At 72.1% G+C, this 21,596-nt stretch carries 18 protein-coding genes; 9 read left to right on the top strand and 9 right to left on the bottom strand.

From position 1 onward, the window contains the following. Positions 1–145: 145 nt before the first annotated feature. The gene (locus ACIA8L_RS55475; RefSeq protein WP_395918245.1) at positions 146–2,296 is read left to right on the top strand and encodes an Hsp70 family protein; all 2,151 of its coding nucleotides are present in this window, start codon (positions 146–148) and stop codon (positions 2,294–2,296) included. A gap of 18 nt (positions 2,297–2,314) precedes the next feature. Here the strand turns inward: ACIA8L_RS55475 and ACIA8L_RS55470 are convergent, their stop codons facing one another. From ACIA8L_RS55470 to ACIA8L_RS55430, 9 genes are all read right to left on the bottom strand, one after another. After that, positions 2,315–3,688: a glycoside hydrolase family 43 protein gene (locus ACIA8L_RS55470; protein ID WP_395918244.1), complete on the bottom strand. Its 1,374-nt coding sequence runs from the start codon at positions 3,686–3,688 to the stop codon at positions 2,315–2,317. A 53-nt stretch (positions 3,689–3,741) separates the two neighbouring features. Then, a complete protein-coding gene (locus ACIA8L_RS55465) occupies positions 3,742–5,190 on the bottom strand; it encodes an RICIN domain-containing protein (protein ID WP_395918242.1) in 1,449 nt (482 codons plus the stop codon). A gap of 86 nt (positions 5,191–5,276) precedes the next feature. Next, positions 5,277–6,392 (bottom strand): substrate-binding domain-containing protein, encoded by a 1,116-nt coding sequence (locus tag ACIA8L_RS55460; RefSeq protein WP_395918240.1) that lies wholly within the window; start codon positions 6,390–6,392, stop codon positions 5,277–5,279. Between the two features lie 123 nt (positions 6,393–6,515). Further along, complete coding sequence (locus tag ACIA8L_RS55455) at positions 6,516–7,646, bottom strand: hypothetical protein (protein WP_395918239.1); 1,131 nt, start codon at positions 7,644–7,646, stop codon at positions 6,516–6,518. A gap of 38 nt (positions 7,647–7,684) precedes the next feature. After that, a complete protein-coding gene (locus ACIA8L_RS55450; protein WP_395918237.1) occupies positions 7,685–8,143 on the bottom strand; it encodes an SRPBCC family protein in 459 nt (152 codons plus the stop codon). Further along, positions 8,136–9,674 carry a PH domain-containing protein gene (locus ACIA8L_RS55445; protein ID WP_395918235.1) on the bottom strand — a complete coding sequence of 513 codons (1,539 nt, stop codon included), beginning with the start codon at positions 9,672–9,674 and terminating at the stop codon, positions 8,136–8,138. The genes ACIA8L_RS55450 and ACIA8L_RS55445 overlap by 8 nt, the downstream gene beginning before the upstream one ends. Then, positions 9,671–10,168: a PH domain-containing protein gene (locus ACIA8L_RS55440; protein ID WP_395918247.1), complete on the bottom strand. Its 498-nt coding sequence runs from the start codon at positions 10,166–10,168 to the stop codon at positions 9,671–9,673. Before ACIA8L_RS55440 ends, ACIA8L_RS55445 begins: the two co-directional genes overlap by 4 nt. Positions 10,169–10,243: 75 nt before the next feature. Beyond that, positions 10,244–11,356, bottom strand: coding sequence for a substrate-binding domain-containing protein (locus ACIA8L_RS55435; protein ID WP_395918233.1), 1,113 nt, complete (start codon positions 11,354–11,356; stop codon positions 10,244–10,246). Continuing rightward, entirely contained in the window at positions 11,353–13,089 is a 1,737-nt protein-coding gene (locus ACIA8L_RS55430; protein ID WP_395918231.1) for a heparinase II/III family protein, read from the bottom strand. Before ACIA8L_RS55430 ends, ACIA8L_RS55435 begins: the two co-directional genes overlap by 4 nt. Before the next feature lie 108 nt (positions 13,090–13,197). On the opposite strand from ACIA8L_RS55430, the gene ACIA8L_RS55425 reads away from it, so the two are divergent. The 8 genes from ACIA8L_RS55425 (at position 13,198) to ACIA8L_RS55390 (ending at position 21,596) form a co-directional block, all read left to right on the top strand. Further along, positions 13,198–15,075, top strand: coding sequence for a DUF2264 domain-containing protein (locus ACIA8L_RS55425; RefSeq protein WP_395918229.1), 1,878 nt, complete (start codon positions 13,198–13,200; stop codon positions 15,073–15,075). Further along, complete coding sequence (locus tag ACIA8L_RS55420; RefSeq protein ID WP_395918227.1) at positions 15,072–16,379, top strand: ABC transporter substrate-binding protein; 1,308 nt, start codon at positions 15,072–15,074, stop codon at positions 16,377–16,379. The genes ACIA8L_RS55425 and ACIA8L_RS55420 overlap by 4 nt, the downstream gene beginning before the upstream one ends. Before the next feature lie 66 nt (positions 16,380–16,445). Beyond that, positions 16,446–17,348 carry a carbohydrate ABC transporter permease gene (locus tag ACIA8L_RS55415; RefSeq protein WP_395918225.1) on the top strand — a complete coding sequence of 301 codons (903 nt, stop codon included), beginning with the start codon at positions 16,446–16,448 and terminating at the stop codon, positions 17,346–17,348. Beyond that, the gene (locus tag ACIA8L_RS55410) at positions 17,345–18,238 is read left to right on the top strand and encodes a carbohydrate ABC transporter permease (protein ID WP_395918223.1); all 894 of its coding nucleotides are present in this window, start codon (positions 17,345–17,347) and stop codon (positions 18,236–18,238) included. The genes ACIA8L_RS55415 and ACIA8L_RS55410 overlap by 4 nt, the downstream gene beginning before the upstream one ends. Before the next feature lie 5 nt (positions 18,239–18,243). Beyond that, a complete protein-coding gene (locus tag ACIA8L_RS55405; protein WP_395918222.1) occupies positions 18,244–18,924 on the top strand; it encodes a hypothetical protein in 681 nt (226 codons plus the stop codon). Further along, positions 18,911–20,050, top strand: coding sequence for a glycoside hydrolase family 88 protein (locus ACIA8L_RS55400; RefSeq protein WP_395918220.1), 1,140 nt, complete (start codon positions 18,911–18,913; stop codon positions 20,048–20,050). Before ACIA8L_RS55405 ends, ACIA8L_RS55400 begins: the two co-directional genes overlap by 14 nt. Then, entirely contained in the window at positions 20,050–20,874 is an 825-nt protein-coding gene (gene iolB, locus ACIA8L_RS55395; RefSeq protein ID WP_395918219.1) for a 5-deoxy-glucuronate isomerase, read from the top strand. Before ACIA8L_RS55400 ends, iolB begins: the two co-directional genes overlap by 1 nt. Next, on the top strand, positions 20,874–21,596 hold the full coding sequence (locus ACIA8L_RS55390; RefSeq protein ID WP_395918217.1) for an SDR family oxidoreductase: 723 nt from the start codon (positions 20,874–20,876) through the stop codon (positions 21,594–21,596). Before iolB ends, ACIA8L_RS55390 begins: the two co-directional genes overlap by 1 nt.

The following is a 21,596-nucleotide window of genomic DNA, read 5'->3' as shown; positions in this document are numbered from 1 at the left end:
GCCGCGTTCATCCCCACCCCCCCCACCCCCCAGAAAACCCCCCCCCACCCCCCCCCAACCCCCCACAAACCCCCTGTGTTGGGGGCGGGCCCCCCGCCCCCCCCCCCCACGAGCCGTACCCGCACAACGCACCTACCTTGGCGCAATGTCGACGGCTTTCGGGCTTGGGATCGATTTCGGTACCTCCAACACGGTGGCCCTGATGCGCTGGCCCGACGGCCGCGTCCGCCCGCTGCTGTTCGACGCGTCCCCGCTGCTGCCCTCGGCCGTGTTCGCCACCGCCGGCGGCGCCCTGGTCGTCGGCGGCGACGCGCTGCACCACGCCCGGTTCGACCCCGCCGCGCTGGCCTCCAACCCGAAGCAGCACATCGACGAGCTGACGGTCCTGCTCGGGGCCCGCGAGGTGGACGTCACCGAGCTCTTCGCCGCGGTGTTGCGGCACGTCGCCGCCGAGGCCCGCCGGGTGGCCGGCGACGGTCCGATCACGGCCGCCGTGACCCACCCGGCCGCGTGGGCCGCCTCGCGCCGGCAGGTCCTGGCCGCGGCGGCGGCCGCGGCGGGCCTGAACGACCTGGGCGGCGGCCCGGTGCGGTACGTGACCGAGCCGGTCGCCGCGGGGCACTCCTTCACCACCATGCTGGACCGGCCCGCGAGCCCGGGCCGGGCGCTGGTCGTGTATGACCTGGGCGCCGGCACCTTCGACGCGGCTGTCCTCGTGCGCGACGGAGCCGGCTTCACCGTCGCCGGCACGGACGGCCTCCCCGACGTCGGCGGCCTGGACATCGACGCGGCCGTCGTCCGCTGGATCGGCGAGCGCCACGCGCCGCAGGACCCGGCCCTGTGGTCGCGGCTGACGGACGGCCAGGACGACGACGCGCTCCGCCAACGGCGCATGCTCTGGAACGACGCCAAGGTGGCCAAGGAGATGCTGTCACGAGCCCCGGCGGTGGTACTGCACATGCCCGCGCCCCTGCACGTCGACGCTCAGCTCACCCGCGACGAGTTCGAGGCCCTCGCGAAACCGCTGGTGGAGCGGACCGTGCAGACCACCGCGGCGCTGATCCACCGCTGCGGCCTGTCGCACGGTGACGTGCACGGCATCGTGCTGGTGGGCGGCGGCAGCCGGATCCCGCTGGTCGCGACGATGCTGCACCGGTCCCTGGGTATCGCGCCCACCGTCACGGAACAGCCGGAGATCGTGGTCGCCGAGGGCGCCCTGGGGTCGCTCCAGCGGCCGTCCCCGCCGAAAACACCGCCCGCGCCGTCCTCGCCTCGCCCGGCCGCGGCGTCCGGCCCGAGTTCGGCGTCGTGGCCGACCCCGGCGCCCGGTGCCGCGTCGACGCCCGGTCCGGCCCCGACCACGCACGGCCGGGCCGCGCCCGACCGCACACGGGGCCGGCTCTACCAGACGGGCCAGTATCCGGTCGTCGAACCGAGCCCGCCGGCACCGGAGCCCACCCCGCCATCACAGCCATCACAGCCATCACAGCCGTCGTCGCCGTTGCCGCACGTGCCGCCGCGATACGTGCCGCCTCCGGCCGGGGGCCCGGTTGCACCGCCGGTCGCCGACGCCGCCGCCACCGGGCGCGTGAAGCCGGTCTGGACGCCGAACCCCGAGCCGCCGCCGCAACGGGAGCGGACAGCCGATCACCGCCCGCCCAACACGAGCACGTCGCGCACGAGCACGTCGCGCACGAGCACGTCGCGCACGAAAGCGCCGCGGTCGCCCGTGCCGTCGTCGCTGCCGGCCCGGGTCGGCCGCGGACTGCGCCGGAAGGCCGTCAACGCCGGTGTCGTCGGGCTGGCGATCCTGGCCGGTGCGCTCGCGGCGTACGTGGTGGCGCAGCGTATCGACGTCAACCTCCCGCCGCCGGGGGAGAGCCGGGCCGCTGCCAGCTCCACCGCCGGCACTGCGGTGACGGTCACCGCGGTGCCGGACGGAGCGGCCGAAAGCCCGGTGATCTCGAAGACGACGAAGGGCGCGGACAAGCCGGTGACCGTCTCCGTTCCCGGCGTCGTCGGCCTGAGCGAGCAGGACGCGAAGCGCAAGATCGAGGCCAACGGACTGGTCGCGGAGATCGATTACAGCCGGACGGACGGGTCGAACCGGGCGTGGGTGGTGCTCAGTACCAGCCCCGGCGCCGGTGAGCCGATCGCGAAGGGCGGTACGGTCACCGTGCGCATGGGCCCGGCGGCGGGCGTGACGACGAGCCCGTCCGTGCACGAGGATGTCGAGGCGTCACCGACCTGCCGGCCGCCCAAGATCATCGTCGCCGGCCAATGCCTCGGCGCGTGAGCCCGGCCACCACGGCCGTCAATAGCCGATGCGGAAGGTCGCGTCCTGCTTGTCGGTCGTCGCCGAGCCGCTGGTGATCGGGTCGATGCGCAGCACATAATTCGAGTGGCGCAGGTACCGGTCGGGAAAGTTGTACGAGCGGAACGACGTCCACGACGAGTCCGCGAAGCCCGCCGCCTTGTAGAACGTCGCGTCGCCCTTGAACGCGGCCGTGCCGTCGCTCGCCGCCAGCTGCAGCGCGTAGTTGTAGTGTCGCAGGTAACGGTCCGGATAGTTGACCGAGCGGAACGAGACGCCGGACGAGTCGGCCAGGCCGGGAACCAAGGTCCAGAGCTGGTCCTGGTACGGGTCGAACGGATACGAATCGATGCGTCCGACGTTGTTCGCGTGCCGGATGTAGCGGTCCGGGAAGTTGTAGGACTTGATCCGGTTCCAGGCCGGCGTGCCCCACTTCGAAGTCAGCGCGGACAGTTCGGCTGACGTGATCGGCGTGATGCCCGGGTGCTTGGAGTTGAGCGGCTGGGTGTATGCGCGGTCGTTGATCTGGCTCCAGGAGCCGCTGGCCACGTCGGAGGTCTGCCAGCAGAAGAAGCGGCCGTTGGGGCTCCACGTGTCGCCCCACATGTACCAGGTGTTGGCGGTGTTCGACTTGACGATCTGGGGCGCCTCGACGCCCCGGCCCGGGCCGATGCCGCTCGTGTAGATACTGAAACTTCCCGGGTTCAGCGTGCTTGAGCGAGTACCGAGCAGCGTGCTGTTGGTGTTGTTCTTGAAGTACATGTAATTGACGCCGTTGACGCTGACGAAGTCGCCGTCGATGGCGTCGTAGCCGGGGTCGAAGAACGTCTGCGGACTCGAGGCCGTGACGAAGTCGCTCGTGTAGTTGACCATCAGCACGTTGTGTCCGCCGGTCACGGCCGAGTAGACGACCGCGTACTGGCCGCGGCCGGCGTCCCAATAGGCCTCCGGGGCCCAGGCGTGGGTGGCGAGGGAGTGGACTTTCAGGAGCCGGTACCCGCTGAAGGTGCGCAGATCGGTGGAGTCCCAGACGTGGATGTATTGACTCTGGTAGTTCCAGTCGGTCCCGTTGAGGTCGGTGGCGAGCACGACGAAGCCGCCGCTCTGCTTGCGCAGGATGAACGGGTCGCGCAGGCCTTTGCTGCCCAGCGTCGGCGTGACGACCGGGCTGTTCTGGTTGAGCGGGGTCCAGTTCAGGCCGTCCGCGCTCACGGCGAGGTGCAGGCCGTAGTTCGCGGCGGCCATGGTCGGGGACTCGGTGAAGTACGCCATGACGTATCCGGCGTAGGTGGCGGCGAACGCGTCCTCGGGACGCGGCAACGCGGCACCGGCGACGGCGGCGCCTGCGGCGGACAGCAGGGTACGACGTTTCAAGTGATCACCTCAGGGGCTTGTTATCGCAATCAATTGGCGGTCGGGCGTGGAGGTCAGGCGGCGGCGCGGGACCAGAGCTGGTTGTTGCCGCCGTTGCAGGTGTACTGGGAGATGTCGACGCCGTCGGCGGTGCCGGCGGCGACCACGTCCAGGCACTTGCCGCTGTGCCGGGCGATCAGCTGGAAATAGCTCCCGCTGGCCTGCCACTTCCACTGCTGGTTGGTGCTGCCCGACGTACACGTGTACTGGACGATGTTCGCCCCGTCGGCGGTCGAGGCGCTCGCCACGTCCAGGCACTTGCCGCTGTACTGGTTGACGACGCGGACGTAGCCGCCGCCGACGTCCTCGAAGGCCCACTTCTGGTTGGCGCCGCCGTTGCTCGCGTACTGCTTGATCTCGGCACTGTTCGCGACCGACGAACTGACGACGTCCATCACCCGGCCACTGTTGCGGTTCGTCACCCGGTAATGCGTCAGCGTCGCGTTGCCGCCGCCGTCCAGGCCCCATGAGTAGCGCAGCTGGTCGCGGCCCGACGCGCTGGTCGTCGACAGGCCGAGACTGGTGCCGCTGCCGGTGATCTCCTGCAGCCGGTACGGGTCGGCGATGCGGACGCCGGGCCAGTACACGGTGCCCATGCCCAGGGCCCGGGCCTCGGCCGCGGTGCCGCGGATGAACGCCACGAAGCTGTCCGAGGTGGACGGTGCGTCGTAGTTGCGCCCGTCGGTCATCGGCGCGCCGAACTCGGTGATGAGGGTGCGGCTCGCGTAGGCGCCGATGCTGGTGCGCAGGCTCTCCCGCCACGCGTCCTCGGTGATGCGGCCGGCGTCGAAGAACTGGTAGGTGTGCCGCGAGATCAGGGTGCCGGCGAAGCGGCTGTCGTCGCCGATCGTCGTGATCCGCTGGTTGTAGCCGGCGCCGCTGACGATGATGCGGCCCCGCGGCACGCCCGGGTAGTTGGACAGCCACTGCGCCGCGACGTTCTTCCAGTCGGCGTCGCTGTACCCGTGCGGCTCGTTCATCGGCTCGAAGTACACATTGCCATTGCTTTGGTACTTGCCGACGATCGTCGCCCACATCGACCAGAACTGGGTCGTGTTGTCGACGAGCCCGTCCCGGGAGTTGTCGGCCTCCCAGTAGCTCAGGATGACCCGCATGCCCTTGGCCGTCGCGGCGTCGATGGCGCCGGTGTAACTGTTCCAGTAGGAGCCGGAGACGGTCGGGTAGTTCACCGGCATCCGGACCGTGTTGGCGCCGAGGTTGTTCTGGAAGCCGGTCAGGATGCCGTTGGCCTTCGCCTGCGTCGTCGCGTAGCTGTCGGACGTGCTCAGCCCGCCCAGCACGAGCGTGTCGTTGACGAAGTTGTCCCGCTGGTCGGCCCAGTTGACCCCGCGGAAGTCGCTGGTGGCCGCGTGCGCGGGGGCGGCCGCCGCGACCAGCGCACCGGCCGTGAGCAGGGCCGCCGCCAGGGTGGCGGTGAGCGTGCGGCGCCTTCGTGCGTGCATGGTTCTCTCCGTTCCACAACCATCGATGCCTGAGCGCCATCGAAGTCGAGTGCGGGCCGGTCGCGCCACGAGCCGAACGCAGGAGTTCAGCAACGTTCAGAATCGAACATGCCGGGCTTGCGCACCAGTGACAGCGACGAGCGGCGTACGACCAGCTCGGGTGCGACGAGTACCCGCTGCGACGGGCGCCGGTCCCCGTCGATCAGCCGCGACACCATGAGCTCGACCGCGAGCCGGCCCACGTGGTGCTTCGGCGGGCGGACCGCGGTCAGGGCCGGCTCGGCCAGGTGCGCGACCTCGTCGTCGTAGGAGACGAGGGCCAGGTCGTCGGGGATGGCCACGCCGTGCTCCGCGCAGAACTGGGCGACCGACATCGCATCGGGGTCGCTGTGCACGATGAGCGCCGTGATCAGCGCCCGCCGGCACTCGGCGAGGAGGTCACGGATGATGCGGCGATGCTCCCGCGCGGCCAGGGCCACGGACTCGCGCACGACCATCGTGTCGGCGATGGAAAGTTCCACGCACGCCGACCGCCAGCCCTGCAGCAGATGCTCGGAGGTGGGGCTGCCGCGGGACAGCACGAGCCCGATCCGCCGGTGCCCCTGCTGATGCAGATGGTGTACCGCTATCTCGGCCCCGAGTGCATGGTCGCTCCGGACCCATTCCAGCTGCCGCGGCGTGGCCGTCCACCGGTGCGGCTGGCGCTCGATGAGGATCGTCGGCACCGGCAGCCGCCCGATCCAGTCGATCATCTCCGCGTCCAGGCTGGGCGCGAGCAGCAGCCCCTGCACCTGGTTGCCCTCGACCAGCCGGGAGATCTGGCGCCGGTCCTCGTCCGGGTCGTACGACGAGCCGCGCAGCTGCAGCGTCACCCCGAGCGCGGCCGCGGCGGCCCGGGCCCCGGCGACGATCGGCGGCCAGTAGAAGTCCAGCGACGGCACGACGATCCCGATGGTGAACCGGGTCCCGGGCCGCCCGTTGCGCCGCGGCGGGTCACCGGCCGCGGCCTGGCTGGGCAGCGTGGCCCCGCCGTGCACCCGGGTGACCAGGTTCCGCTCGGCCAGCAGGGCGATGTCGCGCCGGATCGTCAGCTCGCTGACCCCGAGCTCCCGGGCCAGCTCGGTGACCCGCACGGACCCGGACCGCCGCAGCTCACTCAGCAGCCGCTCATGCCGCTGCACGCCGAACAGCCGCTCCGTCATGGTGGGTCAGGTCTTCCGGTTCCGCCGAGTGTTTCGTGCCCGTTAACATAGGTGCCCCCCGATAGGTCGTCAACCGCTGTTGTGAGCGCTCACAGCGATCGGTCCCGTCAGCATTCGGCCCAGTCAGCAGTTCGCCCACAGGACCGGGACGGTGCCGTCGGCGGCCACCGGGTCGCCGCCGCTCGGGGCCGCGGTGCCGGTCGGCAGCTCCACGTCGCCGACCACCACGTGCCCGTCGTCGGTCAGCCCGGCCACGGAGGCGCGTGCGCCGCCCGGGGGCAACGGCAGCGTCTGGATGCGGCCGTCCCGCCAGACCGCCGGGGCCCCGGTGTCGGTGAGGCCGGCGACCGTCCCGGTGGCGCTGACCCGGGCGCCGCTGATGCCGGGGATCAGCTCGGCCGACCCGGTGCGCAGGTTCCACCGCACCGCCGCCGTGGTGAGCGGGTCGCCCTTGCTGTCGCCCTGGGGCTGGGTGGCGTCGCCGGTGGCCCAGTCGCCGACGGCCGCGCGGGCGGTCGCGGACTCGACCCCGTCCGGCAGCGGCAGCGCGACGGCGTGGCCGTCGGCGTCCCAGCGCTGCGCGGCCGGCTGCTGCCCTCCGGCGAACCCGACCGCCACGCCGTCGTCGGTGAGGCCCAGGCCGCTGGCCCCGTCGACGGTCCCGGTGATCGCGATGCCCCCGTTCGTGCGCCACCGCACCGCGATCCACGAGCCGTCCGCACGGGTGACGGTGCCGAGCACCTCGCCGTGGCCGTTCACCGCGTACGCCACCCCGCCGGCCGCGCTCTGCGGCAGTGGCAGCGCGACGAGCCGGGTCCCGTCGTACACGATCGGCCGCTGCTGCCGCTCCTGGCCGTGCCGGTCCGGCCCGCTGAAGCCGGCCACCAGGCCGGACACGTTCACGGCGAGCGGCACGAACGAGTCCGGCAGCAGCACGGCAGTCGTGCCGCGCCAGAGTATGGCCCGGGGCGCGTCCCGCTGGCCGGTCACGCCGATGACGTAGCGGTCCCCGGGGTCGGCGCCGGTGACCCCGCCCGGCCGCTCCAGCTCCTGCGGCCCGCACGCGGCCACGGTGATCGGGGGAGTGCCGACCGCGCCGAGCTGCCCCCACCGCCGGTAGAGCACGGCCAGGGCGTCCTGGACGGCGTCGTCCGCCCGGTCCGAGTCGCCGAGCACCAGGAAGGCGGCCCGCCGCAGCGACGGCAGCCGGGCCTGGACGTATTCGACGTAGTCGTGCTCCCGGTCGCCGCGCACCGCGCCCCGCCTCCCTGGGTCATCTCACCCCATTGATGTCACCCGCCCCCGGGCCGGTTCAAAAGCGCGGCCAGGCGGTCGAGGGAGGCCTGGAGCTTGTCCGCGGTCGTTGACCGGGCCTTGGGGATGCGCTGCTCGTCGGTGAGCCGGCTCCAGTCGTAGGTGTGGGTCACGCGGGTGGTGGCGGCGTCGAGGGGTTCGAGCTCCCACCGCCACAGATGGCCCGGCTGCGCCTGGCCGGGCTCGCTGGGGCGCCAGGCGATGCGGCGCTGCTCGGTGAACTCGACGACGTGGTTCTCGCGGACGCCGCCGCGGGTGAGGGTCATGACGAAGACGTCGCCGACGGCGTGGACGCGCTGGCCGGCGGCGGCCTCGTGCAGGTTGTCGTTGCCGTCCCAGCTCGGCTGCCGGGCGGGGTCGGCGATCAGCTCGAAGATCTCGGCGGCCGGGGCGGCGATGTCCCGGGTGGCGCTGACGATGCGTTCGGGTTCAGACAAGGAACTGCTCCAGCAGGTCGGGGACGGCCGTGCGGGCCACCCGGATCGCCTCGGCGTCGGGGACGTCGAGGATGGCGTATCGCTGCGCGCCGCCGGCCGTGGTCGCGACCAGGGTGGTCAGGCCGGCCCGGCGCTGGAACACCGACGTGGTCAGGTTCCAGCCGATGACGGCGTCGGTGCGCAGCATGTAGCGGCGGCGGACCAGGCTGCCGTGCCGGGTGACCAGCCAGCCGGGGATGAGGGCGTGGCCGAGGGCGCCGGCCCGGTCCCAGGCCAGCAGCGCGCCGAGCGGCAGCAGCGCCAGGGCCGTGCCGAACGCCCACCACGGTGCCCCGGCGAGCAGGACGAACGCCAGCACGATCAGGATCACGATCGTGCTCGCCGTGCCGGCCCGGGTGAACCGGCGCACGGTGGCGCGGCGGCCGTGCCGGGTCAGGGCCACGCTCAGCGGGTCCCGGTCGCCGATGACGGTGCCGGCCACGTCGGCCGCGACCGCGCGCGGGGCCGGTGGCAGCAGGACCGAGCCGCCGCGGTCGGCGCCGCGGCCGACCCGCAGGCCGGTGGCGATGGCCAGGACCCGGGCCCCGCGCACCGAGCGCAGCAGCAGCGGCTCGCTCAGCTCCACCCCGCGCAGCCGGCGCTCCTCGATGGTGGTGTTGCGGGTGGTGAGCAGGCCGCGCCGCACGTGCAGGGTGCCGCTCTCGTGACGGCTGAGCCGGAACTTCCAGAACGACAGGACGTAGCCGACGGTCGACGCGATCGCGGTGAACACCATGACCCCGGCCACCACCAGGAGGATCGCCACCGGCAGCGGCCGCTCCCGCAGGTAGTCGATGGTGTCGTGGACGACGCCGACCTTCGTCGGGTCGACGTGGCTCTCGTTGACCAGCCGGGAACCGAGGCCGAACAGCACGCCGATCGCGACCAGGCCGGACAGGGTGAACGGGCCGTAGCGGATCCAGGCCGGGCGCAGGGCGACCAGCAACTGCTCGGGAACCGGCTGTGCGGGCGCGGCCGTGGCGGCGGCCGCCGCGGACACCGGCGCGGGCCGGTGCAGGAGCTCACGGTGCAGGTTCTCGGCCGCGGCGGCGCTGAGACCGTCGAGCTTCACGCCGTCGTTCTTCTTGTCGGTCTGGCCGGTGCCGACGGTGACCCGGGCCAGGCCGAAGACGCGGTGCAGCAGGTGCGAGGTGACGTCGACGGTGCGGATCCGGTCGCGGGGCACGGTCAGCGTCCGGCGGCGGACCAGGCCCCGGCGTACCTGCACATACTCGGGGGTGATCCGGAAGGAGGTGGTGAAGTAGCGCAGGAATCCCAGCGCGATGCCGACGCCGCCGATGCCCAGGGCCCACCAGCCGCCCTCGCCGCCGTTGTTGGTGCGCAGCCCGATCAGCACCGCGATCAGCGGGAAGATCAGCCGCCGCAGCTCCATCACCGGGTGCACGGCCAGCATCCGCGGGCTGAGCCGGCGCCAGCCGCCACCGGCGTCGGCGGCGGCCGTGTCCTCGGCCGGGCCGAGCGCGGTGGTCACGTGGCGTCCCCGGTGGTCCGCCCGACGCGGGTGGTCAGGTCGGCGACCAGCTGGTCGGCGTCCTGGGCGGCCAGCCCGTCGATCTTGATCGGGCCGGCCGCGGACGCGGTCGTCACGGTCACGTTGGCCAGCTTGAACAGCTGCTCGATCGGGCCGCGTTCGCTGTCGACGGTCTGCACCCGGGAGATCGGGGCGATCCGCCGCTCCTGGCTGATCCAGCCGGTCTGCGTGTACACCGCGGTTTCGGTCGCCTCCCACCGGTGCACCCGGTAGCGCCACTGCGGCATCACCAGCAGGTGCGCGGCCGCGAGGACCAGCCAGGCGACCCCGACGAGCAGGTGGGGCAGGCGGCCGCCATCGTCGGCGAACCACCAGATCACCTGGGGCACGATCAGCACGATCCACAGCACCGCGGCCCTGGCCGCCCAATACCACAGGGCGCGCGGGCTGACCCGATGCATGGGTGGCCGGATCCGCACCACATCTGCCGTCATTGTCACGCCTTCCACGTTCGCATCCAGACACCACTCATGATGGGCCTGTTCGTCGTGAAATCAGCGGGACAAATGTCACGGTTGCCGGGTCGGCGGCGCGGAGGAGCCACGGATGCGCAGCGAGGGGCTGATGACGACGCGGTGGGCGGGGCGGTCGGGGTCGCCCAGGCGGTCGGCGATCAGCCGGACGGCGGCCCGGCCGATCGAGCGGCGCGGCGGGCGGACCGCGGTCAGCGGCGGGCTGAACAGGCCCGCGACCTCGTCGTCGTAGGCGACGACGGACAGGTCGCCGGGGACGGACAGGCCGCGCTCCTCGCAGCGCTGGACCAGCGCGATGGCCTCGGCGTCGGCGTGCACCAGCAGCGCCGTCGTCCCGGTTTTCAGGCAGTACTCCAGGACCGTGTCCAGCGCGGCCGGCGACTCGGGGGTGCGGGCGTCGGGCACGGCGGCGTCCACCGTGGACTCGATGTCGAGCCCGCACTCGGCGGCCGCCTCCTGCCAGCCCCGCAGGACGTGCGGGCTGGTCGGGCTGTTCTCCGCGACCACGACGCCGACCTTGCGGTGACCGAGGGAGACCAGGTGCCGCACGGCCATGGCGGCGCCGAGGGCGTGGTCGGTGACGACGGACTCCAGGACCTCGTGGTGCGGGCCGAACGTCGCCGTGCGTTCCAGTAACACGACCGGCAGGCCGGTGCCGACGAGCCAGGCGACCGTGGCCGGGGCCGTGGGCGCGTTCATCCGCGGTGTCACGATCAGCGCGTCCACGGCCAGCTGGTCGACGAGGCGGGTGAGCTGCGGGCGGTCGTCGCCGGCGTCGTAGGAGGAGCCGCGCAGGATCAGGCGCATGTCCAGCTCGCGGGCGGCCTCCTCGGCGCCCTGGGCGACGTGCGGCCAGTAGTAGTCGAGGGACGGCACGAGCATGCCGAGGGTGCGGCCGGCGGCGAGGGCCGCGGGGTCCTCGGCCGCCACCGCGACGTCGTCGGTGTCGGGCAGGGCGACGCCGCCGTGGACCCGGCGGACCAGTCCCTCGGAGGCCAGCTGGGCGATGTCGCGGCGGATGGTCACGGCGGCCGCGCCGAGGGTGTCGGTGAGGTCGGAGATGCGCAGCACCCCGTGCCGCTGCAACACTTCCAGCAGCCGGGTGCGGCGCTCCACCTGCAGCGGCCCGCGGTTGTCCGTTGTGCTCACCGAAGCTCCTCAATGGTCAGTTCGAGGGTACCGACCGGTCCCAGCCCGGTGACGTCGATGTCCAGCCGGTGCAGCCGCTCGCCCCACACGTCGCTGAGCATCGGGTCGTCGAGGTCGCGCCGGACCACCGCGCACGGCGCGGCCGGGGACCAGGTCAGCACGACGGTGCCGGCGCCGTCGAGGGCGTCGATCTCGGCCCGCCCGTCCTCCGCCCGCACGGAGCCCGCGATCATCCAGCGGATCTCGGTGGTACCGCCACCGCCCGCGAGTTCCCATACGTCCACCACCGTGACGCGGCCGGAGGCTCGCTCCCGCCGCGCCGTGCGACGCCACCGATGGCCGCCCGGATACGCCCCGCCGAGCTCCAGCGACAGCCCCGAGTCCTCCACGGCCACGTCGGCCGCGGCGAAGGCAACGCCCGCCTCCTGGAACACGCCGCCGGGCACCGGGGTGTTGTGCCAGCCGCTCTGCATCATCCAGAGCTCGTAGCGCCGCGGCGAGAACGTCTGCGCCGTGTATGTCGGCCGGCCCGGGTCCACCAGCACCGGCACCCCGCGCAGGGCGACGACCACGCTGCCGACGTCGTTGTGGTTGTGGTGCTCGCCGTTGTGCCCGCCCTTGACGGCCAGGGTCAGCCCGGTCGGGTCGCGGGCGATCAGCACCTGGGTCGACGGGAACCACACGTCCGATCGAGGCACTGCGGCACGGGGCCCGGCGTCCCGCCAGGCGGTGTCGGTCAGGGCCCGCAGCAGGCGGCCGAGGCCCTCCCGCTCGTGCGCGACCGGGCCGCCGGGGACGCGGTGCGCGGCCGCGTGCGCCTCCGCCTCGCCGTCACCAGCCCGGCGGGCGGCCCGGTGCAGCACGGCCCACGGCTGGTCGGTGGTCGGGCGGGCCTGGCCGTCGGCGTGGTTGAGGTACCACGGGCCGCCGAGGTGCACGGCGTGCGGGAACGCGACCGTCGCCCGCACCTTGCCGGTGACGGGCCGGTCGAGCAGGTCGAGGGCCTCGAGCAGCCGGGCGGCGCCGTTCCACCAGTAGGAGTACCCCTCGTCGACGGCACCGTCGTCAGGCAGTGCGCCGACGTATCGCTCGAGCCCGGCGACGGCCAGCTCGACCAGGCGGTCCCGGCGCACTGCGTCGTGTTCCAGCGTGGCGGCGACCAGCACGTTGCCGTGTATCCACGGGGTCCAGTTGCCGACCGGGCCGTCGAGGCCGAGCCAGTGCCAGTCCCGGCGGCGCTCGAACGGGGTCAGCACCCGCAGGTCGACCTCGTGCCGCAGCCGGGCCCGCAGGCCGGGCACGCGGGCGTCGAGCCGGTCGCCGAGCACGTGGTCGGCCCACGCCAGCTGGGCCGCGATCTCGCTCGCGCCGAGGTCGAGGTAGGGGTCGGTGACGGTCGGCACGACCGCGCCGTGGCGGGCGAACGTGTCGTCGTGGGCGGGCCAGCTCCAGCCGCTCTGCTCGCACAGCAGCTGGATGCCGTCGCCGGCCTCGTCGAGCCAGGCCTGCTCGCCGGTGGCCGCGGCCAGGGCGACGGCCCGGCTGAGGCGCTGGTCGCGGGCCCAGATCAGCTGCTCGTAGGCGTCGCGGTCGCCGTCGCGGAAGTACCGGGCGTAGTCGCGGGCGCGCGGCACCGGCCAGGGCGTGCCGGCGACCGCTTCGGCCCGGGCGCGCAGGGCGTCCAGGGTCGGACCGTCCGCTGCGGACGGGTCCCAGGGCGGCAGCGTGATCATGGGCTCCTCGACAGGGGTGTGAGCGATCGTGATCGTATCAGATCACTTTTGAATATGTAGGGTCTCTTGGGATTGACATGGTCGATTGTGAGCGTTTTACTTCCGTGCATGCCTGGGGCGGAGTGGTCGAGAGCGGACTGGACGGCGTTCGCCGACGGCCTCCTCGCGGGCGCCCGCCGGCACGCCTCGCCCGGGCACGCGCTGATCACGCCGCCCGGGCCCGAGGGTGGTTACGGGCGTGCGGTCGACGGCCTCGAAGGGTTCGCGCGGACCTTCCTCCTCGCCGGGTTCCGCATCGCGGGGGACCGGGGTGAGGGTCCGGTGGCGACCGAACTGCTCGAGTGGTACTCGACCGGCCTGGCCAACGGCGTGGACCCGGACTCGTCCGAGCGCTGGGTGCGGCTGCGGGAGCACGGCCAGGCGAAGGTCGAGGCGGCGTCGATCGCCCTGATGCTGGACCTGACCCGGGACTGGCTCTGGTCGCGGCTCGATTTGAGCGTGCGACAACGGGTGGTCGAGTATCTCGCGCCGGCCGTCGGCGACAAGACGTACCCCCGGATCAATTGGGTCTGGTTCCGGCTCGTGGTGGAAACGTTTCTGCGCTCCGTCGACGGGCCCTGGTCGGCCGACGATGTCGCCGAGGATCTCGCGACCCATGACACGTTCCGCCGCGCCGACGGCTGGCTCGCCGACGGGGCCGACCGCGCCTACGACCACTACACCGGCTGGGCGCTGCACCTCTACCCGACGCTGTGGGCCCGGATGGCCGGCGCCGCGGAACTGGCCGCCGGCCGGATCGAGCGCGACCGGGCCGACCTGGACCGCTACCTCACCGACGCGATCGAGCTGGTCGGCGCCGACGGCTCACCGCTGCTGCAGGGCCGCAGCCTCATCTACCGCTTCGCCGCGGCCGCCCCGTTCTGGGTCGGCGGCCTGGCCGGGGTGCCGTCGCTGGGGCCGGGCCGGCTGCGGCACGCGGCCGAGCGGATCGTCCGCCACTTCGCCGACCGCGGCGCGCCCGGCCCCGACGGGCTGCTCAGCGTCGGCTGGCACGCGCCCTGGCCGCGGCTGGCCCAGGCGTACTCGGGGCCGGCCTCGCCGTACTGGGCGAGCAAGGGCCTGCTCGGCATCGCCCTGCCCGCCGACGACCCCTTGTGGACGGCCCCGGCCGAGCCGCTGCCGATCGAGGAGCGCGACACCCTGCGCGCGATCGTGGCCCCCGGCTGGCTGGTTGCCGGAACACGGTCCGACGGTGTCGTGCGCGTCGTCAACCACGGCACCGACCACGACGTCGAGGGCTCCGGCAAGGGCGACTCGCCGCTCTACGCCCGGCTCGGCTACTCCACCGCCACCGCCCCGGTCCTCGACGAGGCCGGCTGGACCGACCCGCTCGACCAGTCCGTGGTCCTCGTCGACCGCGACGGCAACCATGCACACCGCGCCGGCCTGACCACATTGGACATCCGCCTCGACGGTACCGCCGGCATCGCCGGTTCCCGCTCGGCCGCACACTGGGTCGAGGCCGAGCCGGGGCAGCGCGACCACGGCAGCGGCCGGGCCGGGAGATCGCGGCCCGCCGGCGACATCACCGTCTGGTCGATCGTCCGCGGCCCGTGGGAGGTCCGCCTGATCCGCGTCGAACGCCCCGCCGCGGACGCCGTGAAGCTGCGGGTCGGCGGCTGGCCGGTCACCGGTGACGCGCTCGTGTCCACGCTGCTGAACCTCACGGCGGCGGCAACACCGGTCAGCGGCGTCGCCGTCCACCCCGACGGCGGCCCGCTCGGCGGCGCCGCCCGCACACCCTGGCTCGAGTACCCCGTGCGCCCGGGCCGATGGCTCATCGCGCTCGTGGAACTCAGTGCGACCCCCGCGCCGAAACAGTGCACCGTGACGCTGGACGACTCCGGTGAAACGTTGCAGCTGCGGGTCACCTGGCCCGACGGCACGGACACCCCACACCCCATCACGCTGAAGGAGAAGGGATGAAGCGCTCGTTCACCGCCACGCTGAGCGTCGTCGCAGCCCTGGCGCTCACGTTGGCCGGCTGCGGAGACGACGAGGCCGCGCCGGAGACCATGCCGACCGGTCCGATCACGCTCAGCCTGGCCGGCTGGAGCCTGTCCACCACACCCGAGTTCAAGACCCTCGCCGACGGCTTCCACGCCGCCAACCCCAACGTGACGGTCGAGCTCAAGGAGTACGACGCCACCAACTACGACACCCAGATGATCGCGGACCTGGCGGCGAAGAAGGCTCCGGACATCTACATCCAGAAGAACCTGAAGAACTTCTACACGTACCAGTCCGGCAAGCAGCTGCTCGATGTCTCCGATGTCGCGGGCAAGCTCGGCGACAAGGTCGGCGGCCTGTCCGGCTACCAGGTCGACGGCAAGACGTGGGCGGTGCCGTACCGCCAGGACTCGTGGGTGCTGTTCTACAACCGGGCGCTGTTCGACAAGGCCGGCGTCAAGTACCCCGACGGCTCCTGGACCTGGGACGACTACGCGGCCGCGTCGAAGCGGCTGACGACCGCGCTCAAGGGCGCCGGCTCCAACGCGCTCGGCGACTACCAGCACATCTGGCAGTCGACGGTGCAGGGCTTCGCGCTCGCGCAGACGCCCGGTGCGAAGCTCGAGGGCGGCGACTTCGGCTACCTGAAGCCGTATTACAGCCGCTCCCTCGACCTGCAGACGGCCGGCGCGCAGCCGACGTTCGGCACCGCGACCACCAACAAGCTCACCTACCAGGCGCAGTTCGGCAAGCAGTCGGCCGCGATGATGCTCATGGGCACCTGGTACATCGCGACGCTGCTGAAACAGCAGTCAACCGGTGACGCCGACACGTTCGCGTGGGGCATGGCGCCGGCGCCGCAGTTCGACGCCAGCACCACCGGCACGTCGAAGAAGCCGATCACCTTCGGCGACCCGACCGGCCTCGGCATCAACGCGGGCATCGACAAGCAGAAGGTCGCCGCGGCCAAGGCGTTCCTGGCCTACGCGGCCAGCCAGCCGGGCGCGAAGAGCCTGGCCGGCATCGGCATCACCCCGGCCGACACGGCGTCGGTGACGGGCGACCTGTTCGCGCTCAAGGGCATGCCGACCGACGACGTGTCGAAGTTCGCGTTCGCCACGCACGACACGCGGCCGGAGAACCCGGTCTCGAAGTACACGGCGGGGCTGCAGAACGTCCTCAACGACATGCACTCGGCGGTGCTGTCGGGCAGCAAGGACGTCGACAGCGCGATCAAGGCCGCCCAGGACCGGGCCAAGAACGAGGTCCTGAACAAGTAGTCGCACCACATCCCCGGGCCGCCGGTGCCCTGTCGCATCGGCGGCCCACACCCCGGGAGACTTTCGATGGCAACCCTGTCGCCGCCTCGCCGGCGCGTCCGGCCCGCCGTGCGCAACGCGCTGATCGGCTGGTCGTTCATCCTGCCGAACTTCATCGGCTTCGCCCTGCTGACGCTCGTGCCGGTGGTGACGCTGTTCTACTACGCGTTCACCGACTGGAACATCTTCGGCGTCGCTGAGTGGGTCGGCTTCGCCAACTTCACGCAGATGTGGCACGACGACAGCTTCTGGACGGCGCTGTGGAACACGGTCGTCTACACCGTGTTCCACATCCCGCTCACGGCCGGCGCCGCGCTCGGCCTGGCTTTGCTGCTCAACCGGCGGCTGCGCGGCATCGCGTTCTTCCGTACCGTCGCGTTCTTCCCCTACATCACCTCGATCGTGGCCATCGCGCAGGTCTGGAACATGCTGTTCAGCCCCGAGTACGGGCCGATCAACGCGCTGCTGCGGGCCCTCGGCGCCGACCACCCGCCGGGGTGGACGGTGTCGTCGGACTGGTCGATGCCGGCCGTCATCGTCGTGGGGACCTGGCGCGAGATGGGGTACTACATGCTCATCTTCCTGGCCGGCCTGCAGACCGTGCCGACACAGCTCTACGAGGCCGCCCGGATCGACGGCGCCAACGCCTGGCAGCGCTTCCGCGCGGTGACGATCCCGGGCCTGCGCCCGACCACGTTCTTCGTCATCGTCATGCTCACCATCGGCAGCTTCAAGGTCTTCGACCTGATCCTGCTGCTGACCAACGGCGGCCCGGGCCAGTCGACGCTGGTGCTGTCGCAGTACATCTGGCAGAAGGGCTTCCTGGAGAACCAGTTCGGCTACGCCTCCGCGATCTCGGTCGTGCTCTTCGCCATCTGCCTGCTCATCACCCTCGTGCAGTTCGCCGTCAACAAGCGGAGGGCGTCATGACAACCCTGCTTGACGTGCCACGGCTCGACCGCGGCGGCTTCGGCGAGCCCGGAGCGGGCGGCGCCCGGCGGGTCGGCCCGTTCTGGCGGGCGCTGGGCTACCTCGTGCTGATCGCCGCCGCCGCCGGGCTGCTGCTGCCGTTCTTTTGGATGCTGCTGTCCTCACTGAAACACAACAACGAGGTCTACACCGTCCCGATCACCTGGATCCCGGACACCGTGGTGTGGCAGAACTACGTGGACATCTGGCGCAAGTCGGACATGACGACGTGGCTCGGCAACACGCTGTTCCTGTCCGTCACCGTGACGCTCCTGCAGGTCCTGACCGGCAGCTTCGCCGCGTACGGCTTCGCCAAGGTGCGGTTCCGCGGCCGGGACGCGCTGTTCCTGGCCTACGTCGCCACGATCGCGGTGCCGTGGCAGTCGTACATGGTGCCGCAGTTCGTGCTCATGTCGAAGCTGGAGCTGTCGGACACGCGCTGGTCGATCGTCGCGCTGCAGGCGTTCAGCGCGCTCGGGGTGTTCCTGATGAAGCAGTACTACGAGACGATCCCCGAGGAGCTCAGCGAGGCCGCGCGGATGGACGGCATGACCGAGTACGGCATCTACCGGCGCATCATGCTGCCCCTGTCCGTGCCCGCGCTGGCCAGCCTGACGCTGCTGACGTTCGTGAACACGTGGAACGACTATCTGGGCCCGCTGATCTACCTGCGCAGCCCCGACCTGCGCACCATCCAGCTCGGGCTGTCGACGTTCATCAACCAGTACAACGCCGAGTACGCCCTCATCATGACCGGCTCGGTGCTGTCGGTCCTGCCGATCGCGGTGATCTTCCTGCTCGGCCAGCGGTACTTCGTCGAGGGCCTCGCCACCAGCGGGTTGAAGGGGTGAGCGGGATGCGGCTGCGGCACGAGACGATCGGGTCGATCTTCGAGCTGGCCTACCTGACCCTCGCCGCGAACCTGCTGCTGATCATCGGCGCGGCGCCGGTGCTGGCCGTCGCCCTCACCACCGACACGGCCCGGTCGTGGCCGTTGCTGGCCCTGGTCGCGCCCCTGGCCGCGCCCGGGCTGTGCGGGGTGTTCGCCGTGTTCGCCGGCTACAGCACTGAGCGGTCGACGGCCGTCTTCGCCACGTTCGCGCGGGCCTGGCGATCCTCGCTGCGCCGGGCGCTGCGGCTCGGCGCGGCCGCCGTCGCCCTGCTCGTCGTCCTCGGCGTCGACGCCCGCGCGGCCTGGGGCCGGCCCGTCGGCGCGGTCGCGATCCCGATCCTGGTCACCGGCATGGTGCTCGTCGTCGCGGCGGCGCTGCTCGGCCTGGCGGCCCTCGCGGAGCGGCCCGAGGCGCGGCTGCGGGATGTCGCGCGGGCTTCGCTGTACCTCGGCATCCGGTATTGGCCCTTGAGCCTGCTGTCGCTGACCGTCCTCGCGCTCCTGCTCACCCTGCTCACGGTGCGGCCCGCGATCGCCCTCGGTCTCGCCGCCGCCCCGCTGCTGTACGTCGTCTGGGCCAACAGCCGCTTCGCGCTGCGCGCCGCGCTCGAACCACAAGGAGAACCAGCACATGACGTCTCTTGACGTCCGTTCCATCGGTGCCGCCGTCACGGCCGCGCTGCGCACGGTCGACGCCAACCTGGCCGAATTCGGCCCGCACTATCCGGACGACACGACCATCGGGGACCGATACCCGCTGCGACCGTCCAATGTGGGCTGGACGACCAGCTTCTGGCCCGGGATGATCTGGCTGGCCCACGAGTTGACCGGCGAGGAGCGGTATGGGCGCGCGGCCGCGGCGCACGTCGCCGGGTTCGCCGAGCGCGTCCACGGGCGGGTCGACATAGCAACACACGACCTGGGTTTCCTGTACACGCTGTCGTGTGTCGTCCCGTGGCGCCGCAGCGGCGACGAGACCGCCCGCGGGGCCGCCCTGGCCGCCGCCGACCACCTGCTGACCCGGGTCCATGAGCAGGCCGGGATCATCCAGGCCTGGGGCGACCTGCAGGACCCGGCGCAGCGGGGCCGGACCATCATCGACAGCCTGATGAACACGCCGCTGCTGTTCTGGGCCACGCGGGTCACCGGCGACGAGCGCTACGCCGACGCCGCCCGCCGGCACGTGTTCCAGCTGCGCGACCACATCATCCGCGCGGACGGCACCACGTTCCACACGTTCTACTGGGACCCGGTGACCGGCGCCCCGCTGCGCGGCGAGACGGAGCAGGGCAACGCCGACGACTCCTGCTGGGCGCGCGGCCAGGCCTGGGGCATCTACGGGTTCACGCTGAACTACCGGCACACCGGCGACCGGACGCTGCTGGACACGGCCCGCCGCTGCGCCGACCGGTTCCTGTCCCGGCTGCCGGCCGACGAGGTCGCCTACTGGGACCTCATCTTCGGCGACGGCAGCGGCGAGGAGCGGGACAGCTCGGCCGCCGCGATCGCCGTCGGCGGCCTGCACGAGCTGGCCGCCGCGACCGGGGAGCCGGCCTACAGCTCGGCCGCCGACCGGATTCTCGCCTCCCTCATCGCCGGCTACGCGGCCGGCGACGACTCGAACGCGCTGCTGCTGCACGGGGTCTACGACAAGCCGAAGGGCGTCGGCGTCGACGAGGGCAACCTGTGGGGCGACTACTTCTACCTGGAGGCCCTGACCCGCGCGACCCGGCCCGGCTGGAGCGCACCCTGGCTACCCGAGGAGCACTGATGGAGTACAAGTACCACTGCTACATCCCGGCCGATCCGGGCCACAACGCGCTGCCGTTCAACCCGTGCGCGCTGCTGGACTTCTCGTTGCTGAAACTCACCGCCGGACAGTCGTTCTCCGGCGAGTCCGGCGACCGCGAAATGCTGGCAGTGCTCCTCGGGGGTACTGCGAGCTTCACCGTCGGCGACCAGAAGTTCCCGAGCGTGGGCGGCCGGGCGAACGTCTTCGCGGGCAAGCCGCACTCGGTGTACATCCCGGCCGGCACCAGCTTCACGATCGAGGCCGGCTCGGCGGTGGAGATCGCGCTGCCGAGCGCACCGAGCGATCTGGCCACCGAGCCGTACGTCATCGAGCCGTCGAAGGTCGCGAGTGGACGGTGGGGCGCCGCCAACTTCGGCCGCACCTACCACCAGATCCTCACCGAGATCGCCCAGCCGGACCTGCCGGCCCGCCGCCTGATCGTGGGGGAGACCTACACGCCGTCGGGGAACTGGAGCACGTATCCGCCGCACCGCCACAAGCACGACAACCTACCCGGCGAGGCGCAGCACGAGGAGATGTACTACTTCCGCGTCAACCCGTCCGACGGCTTCGGCATCTGCCGCATGTACACCGACGAGGGCTACGAGGAGAACTTCACGGCCCGCGACCATGGGGTGCACATGATGCCGGAGGGCTACCACACGGTCGTGAGCGCGCCCGGGTACACCACCTACTATCTCTGGTTCCTGGCTGGAACACAGCGCACGCAGGGCGCGCTGGAGGACGTGAACCTGTCGTGGGTCGGCCGGGCCGTGCCGATGCTGCGCGATCTGGGCCACTGATGATCCTGGACGCATTCCGCCTGGACGGCCGGACCGCGCTCGTCACGGGGGCGAACCGCGGTATCGGCCGGGGCTTCGCGTCCGCCCTGACGGAGGCCGGCGCCGACGTGGTCGTGCTCGGCCGGACCCGGCCGCCGGGCGCGGCCGGGTTCATCGAGTGCGACCTGGCCACCGCCGACGCCGCCGCCCTGGCCGCGGCCGTGGGCTCGCTGGACCGCCTCGACATCCTGGTGAACAACGCCGGCATCATCCGCCGGGCCCCGTCCGCCGAGATGAGCGCGGCCGACTGGGACGACGTCCTGACCGTCAACCTCGACGCCGTGTTCCACCTGAGCCGGGCCGCGGGCCGCCGGATGCTGGCCGCGGGCGGCGGGCACATCGTCAACGTGGCGTCGATGCTGTCCTTCCAGGGCGGCCTGGGCGTCGCGTCGTATGCCGCGTCGAAGCACGCGGTCGTCGGGCTGACGAAGGCCCTCGCCAACGAGTGGGCCGGGCACGGCGTCAACGTCAACGCCATCGCGCCGGGCTACATCGAGACCGACAACACCGCCCCGCTGCGCGCCGACCCGGCCCGCTTCGCCGCTATCTCGGACCGCATCCCGGCCGGCCGCTGGGGCACTCCGCAGGACCTGGCCGGCGCCCTGGTGTTCCTGTGCTCGGACGCGTCCCGGTACGTCCACGGCACCGTCCTGCCCGTGGACGGCGGCTGGCTGGGCCGCTGA

It is taken from the genome of Dactylosporangium sp. NPDC051541 (genome assembly GCF_044454505.1).
Taxonomy (GTDB): domain Bacteria; phylum Actinomycetota; class Actinomycetes; order Mycobacteriales; family Micromonosporaceae; genus Dactylosporangium.
This window is presented reverse-complemented; position numbering and strand designations above follow the sequence as displayed.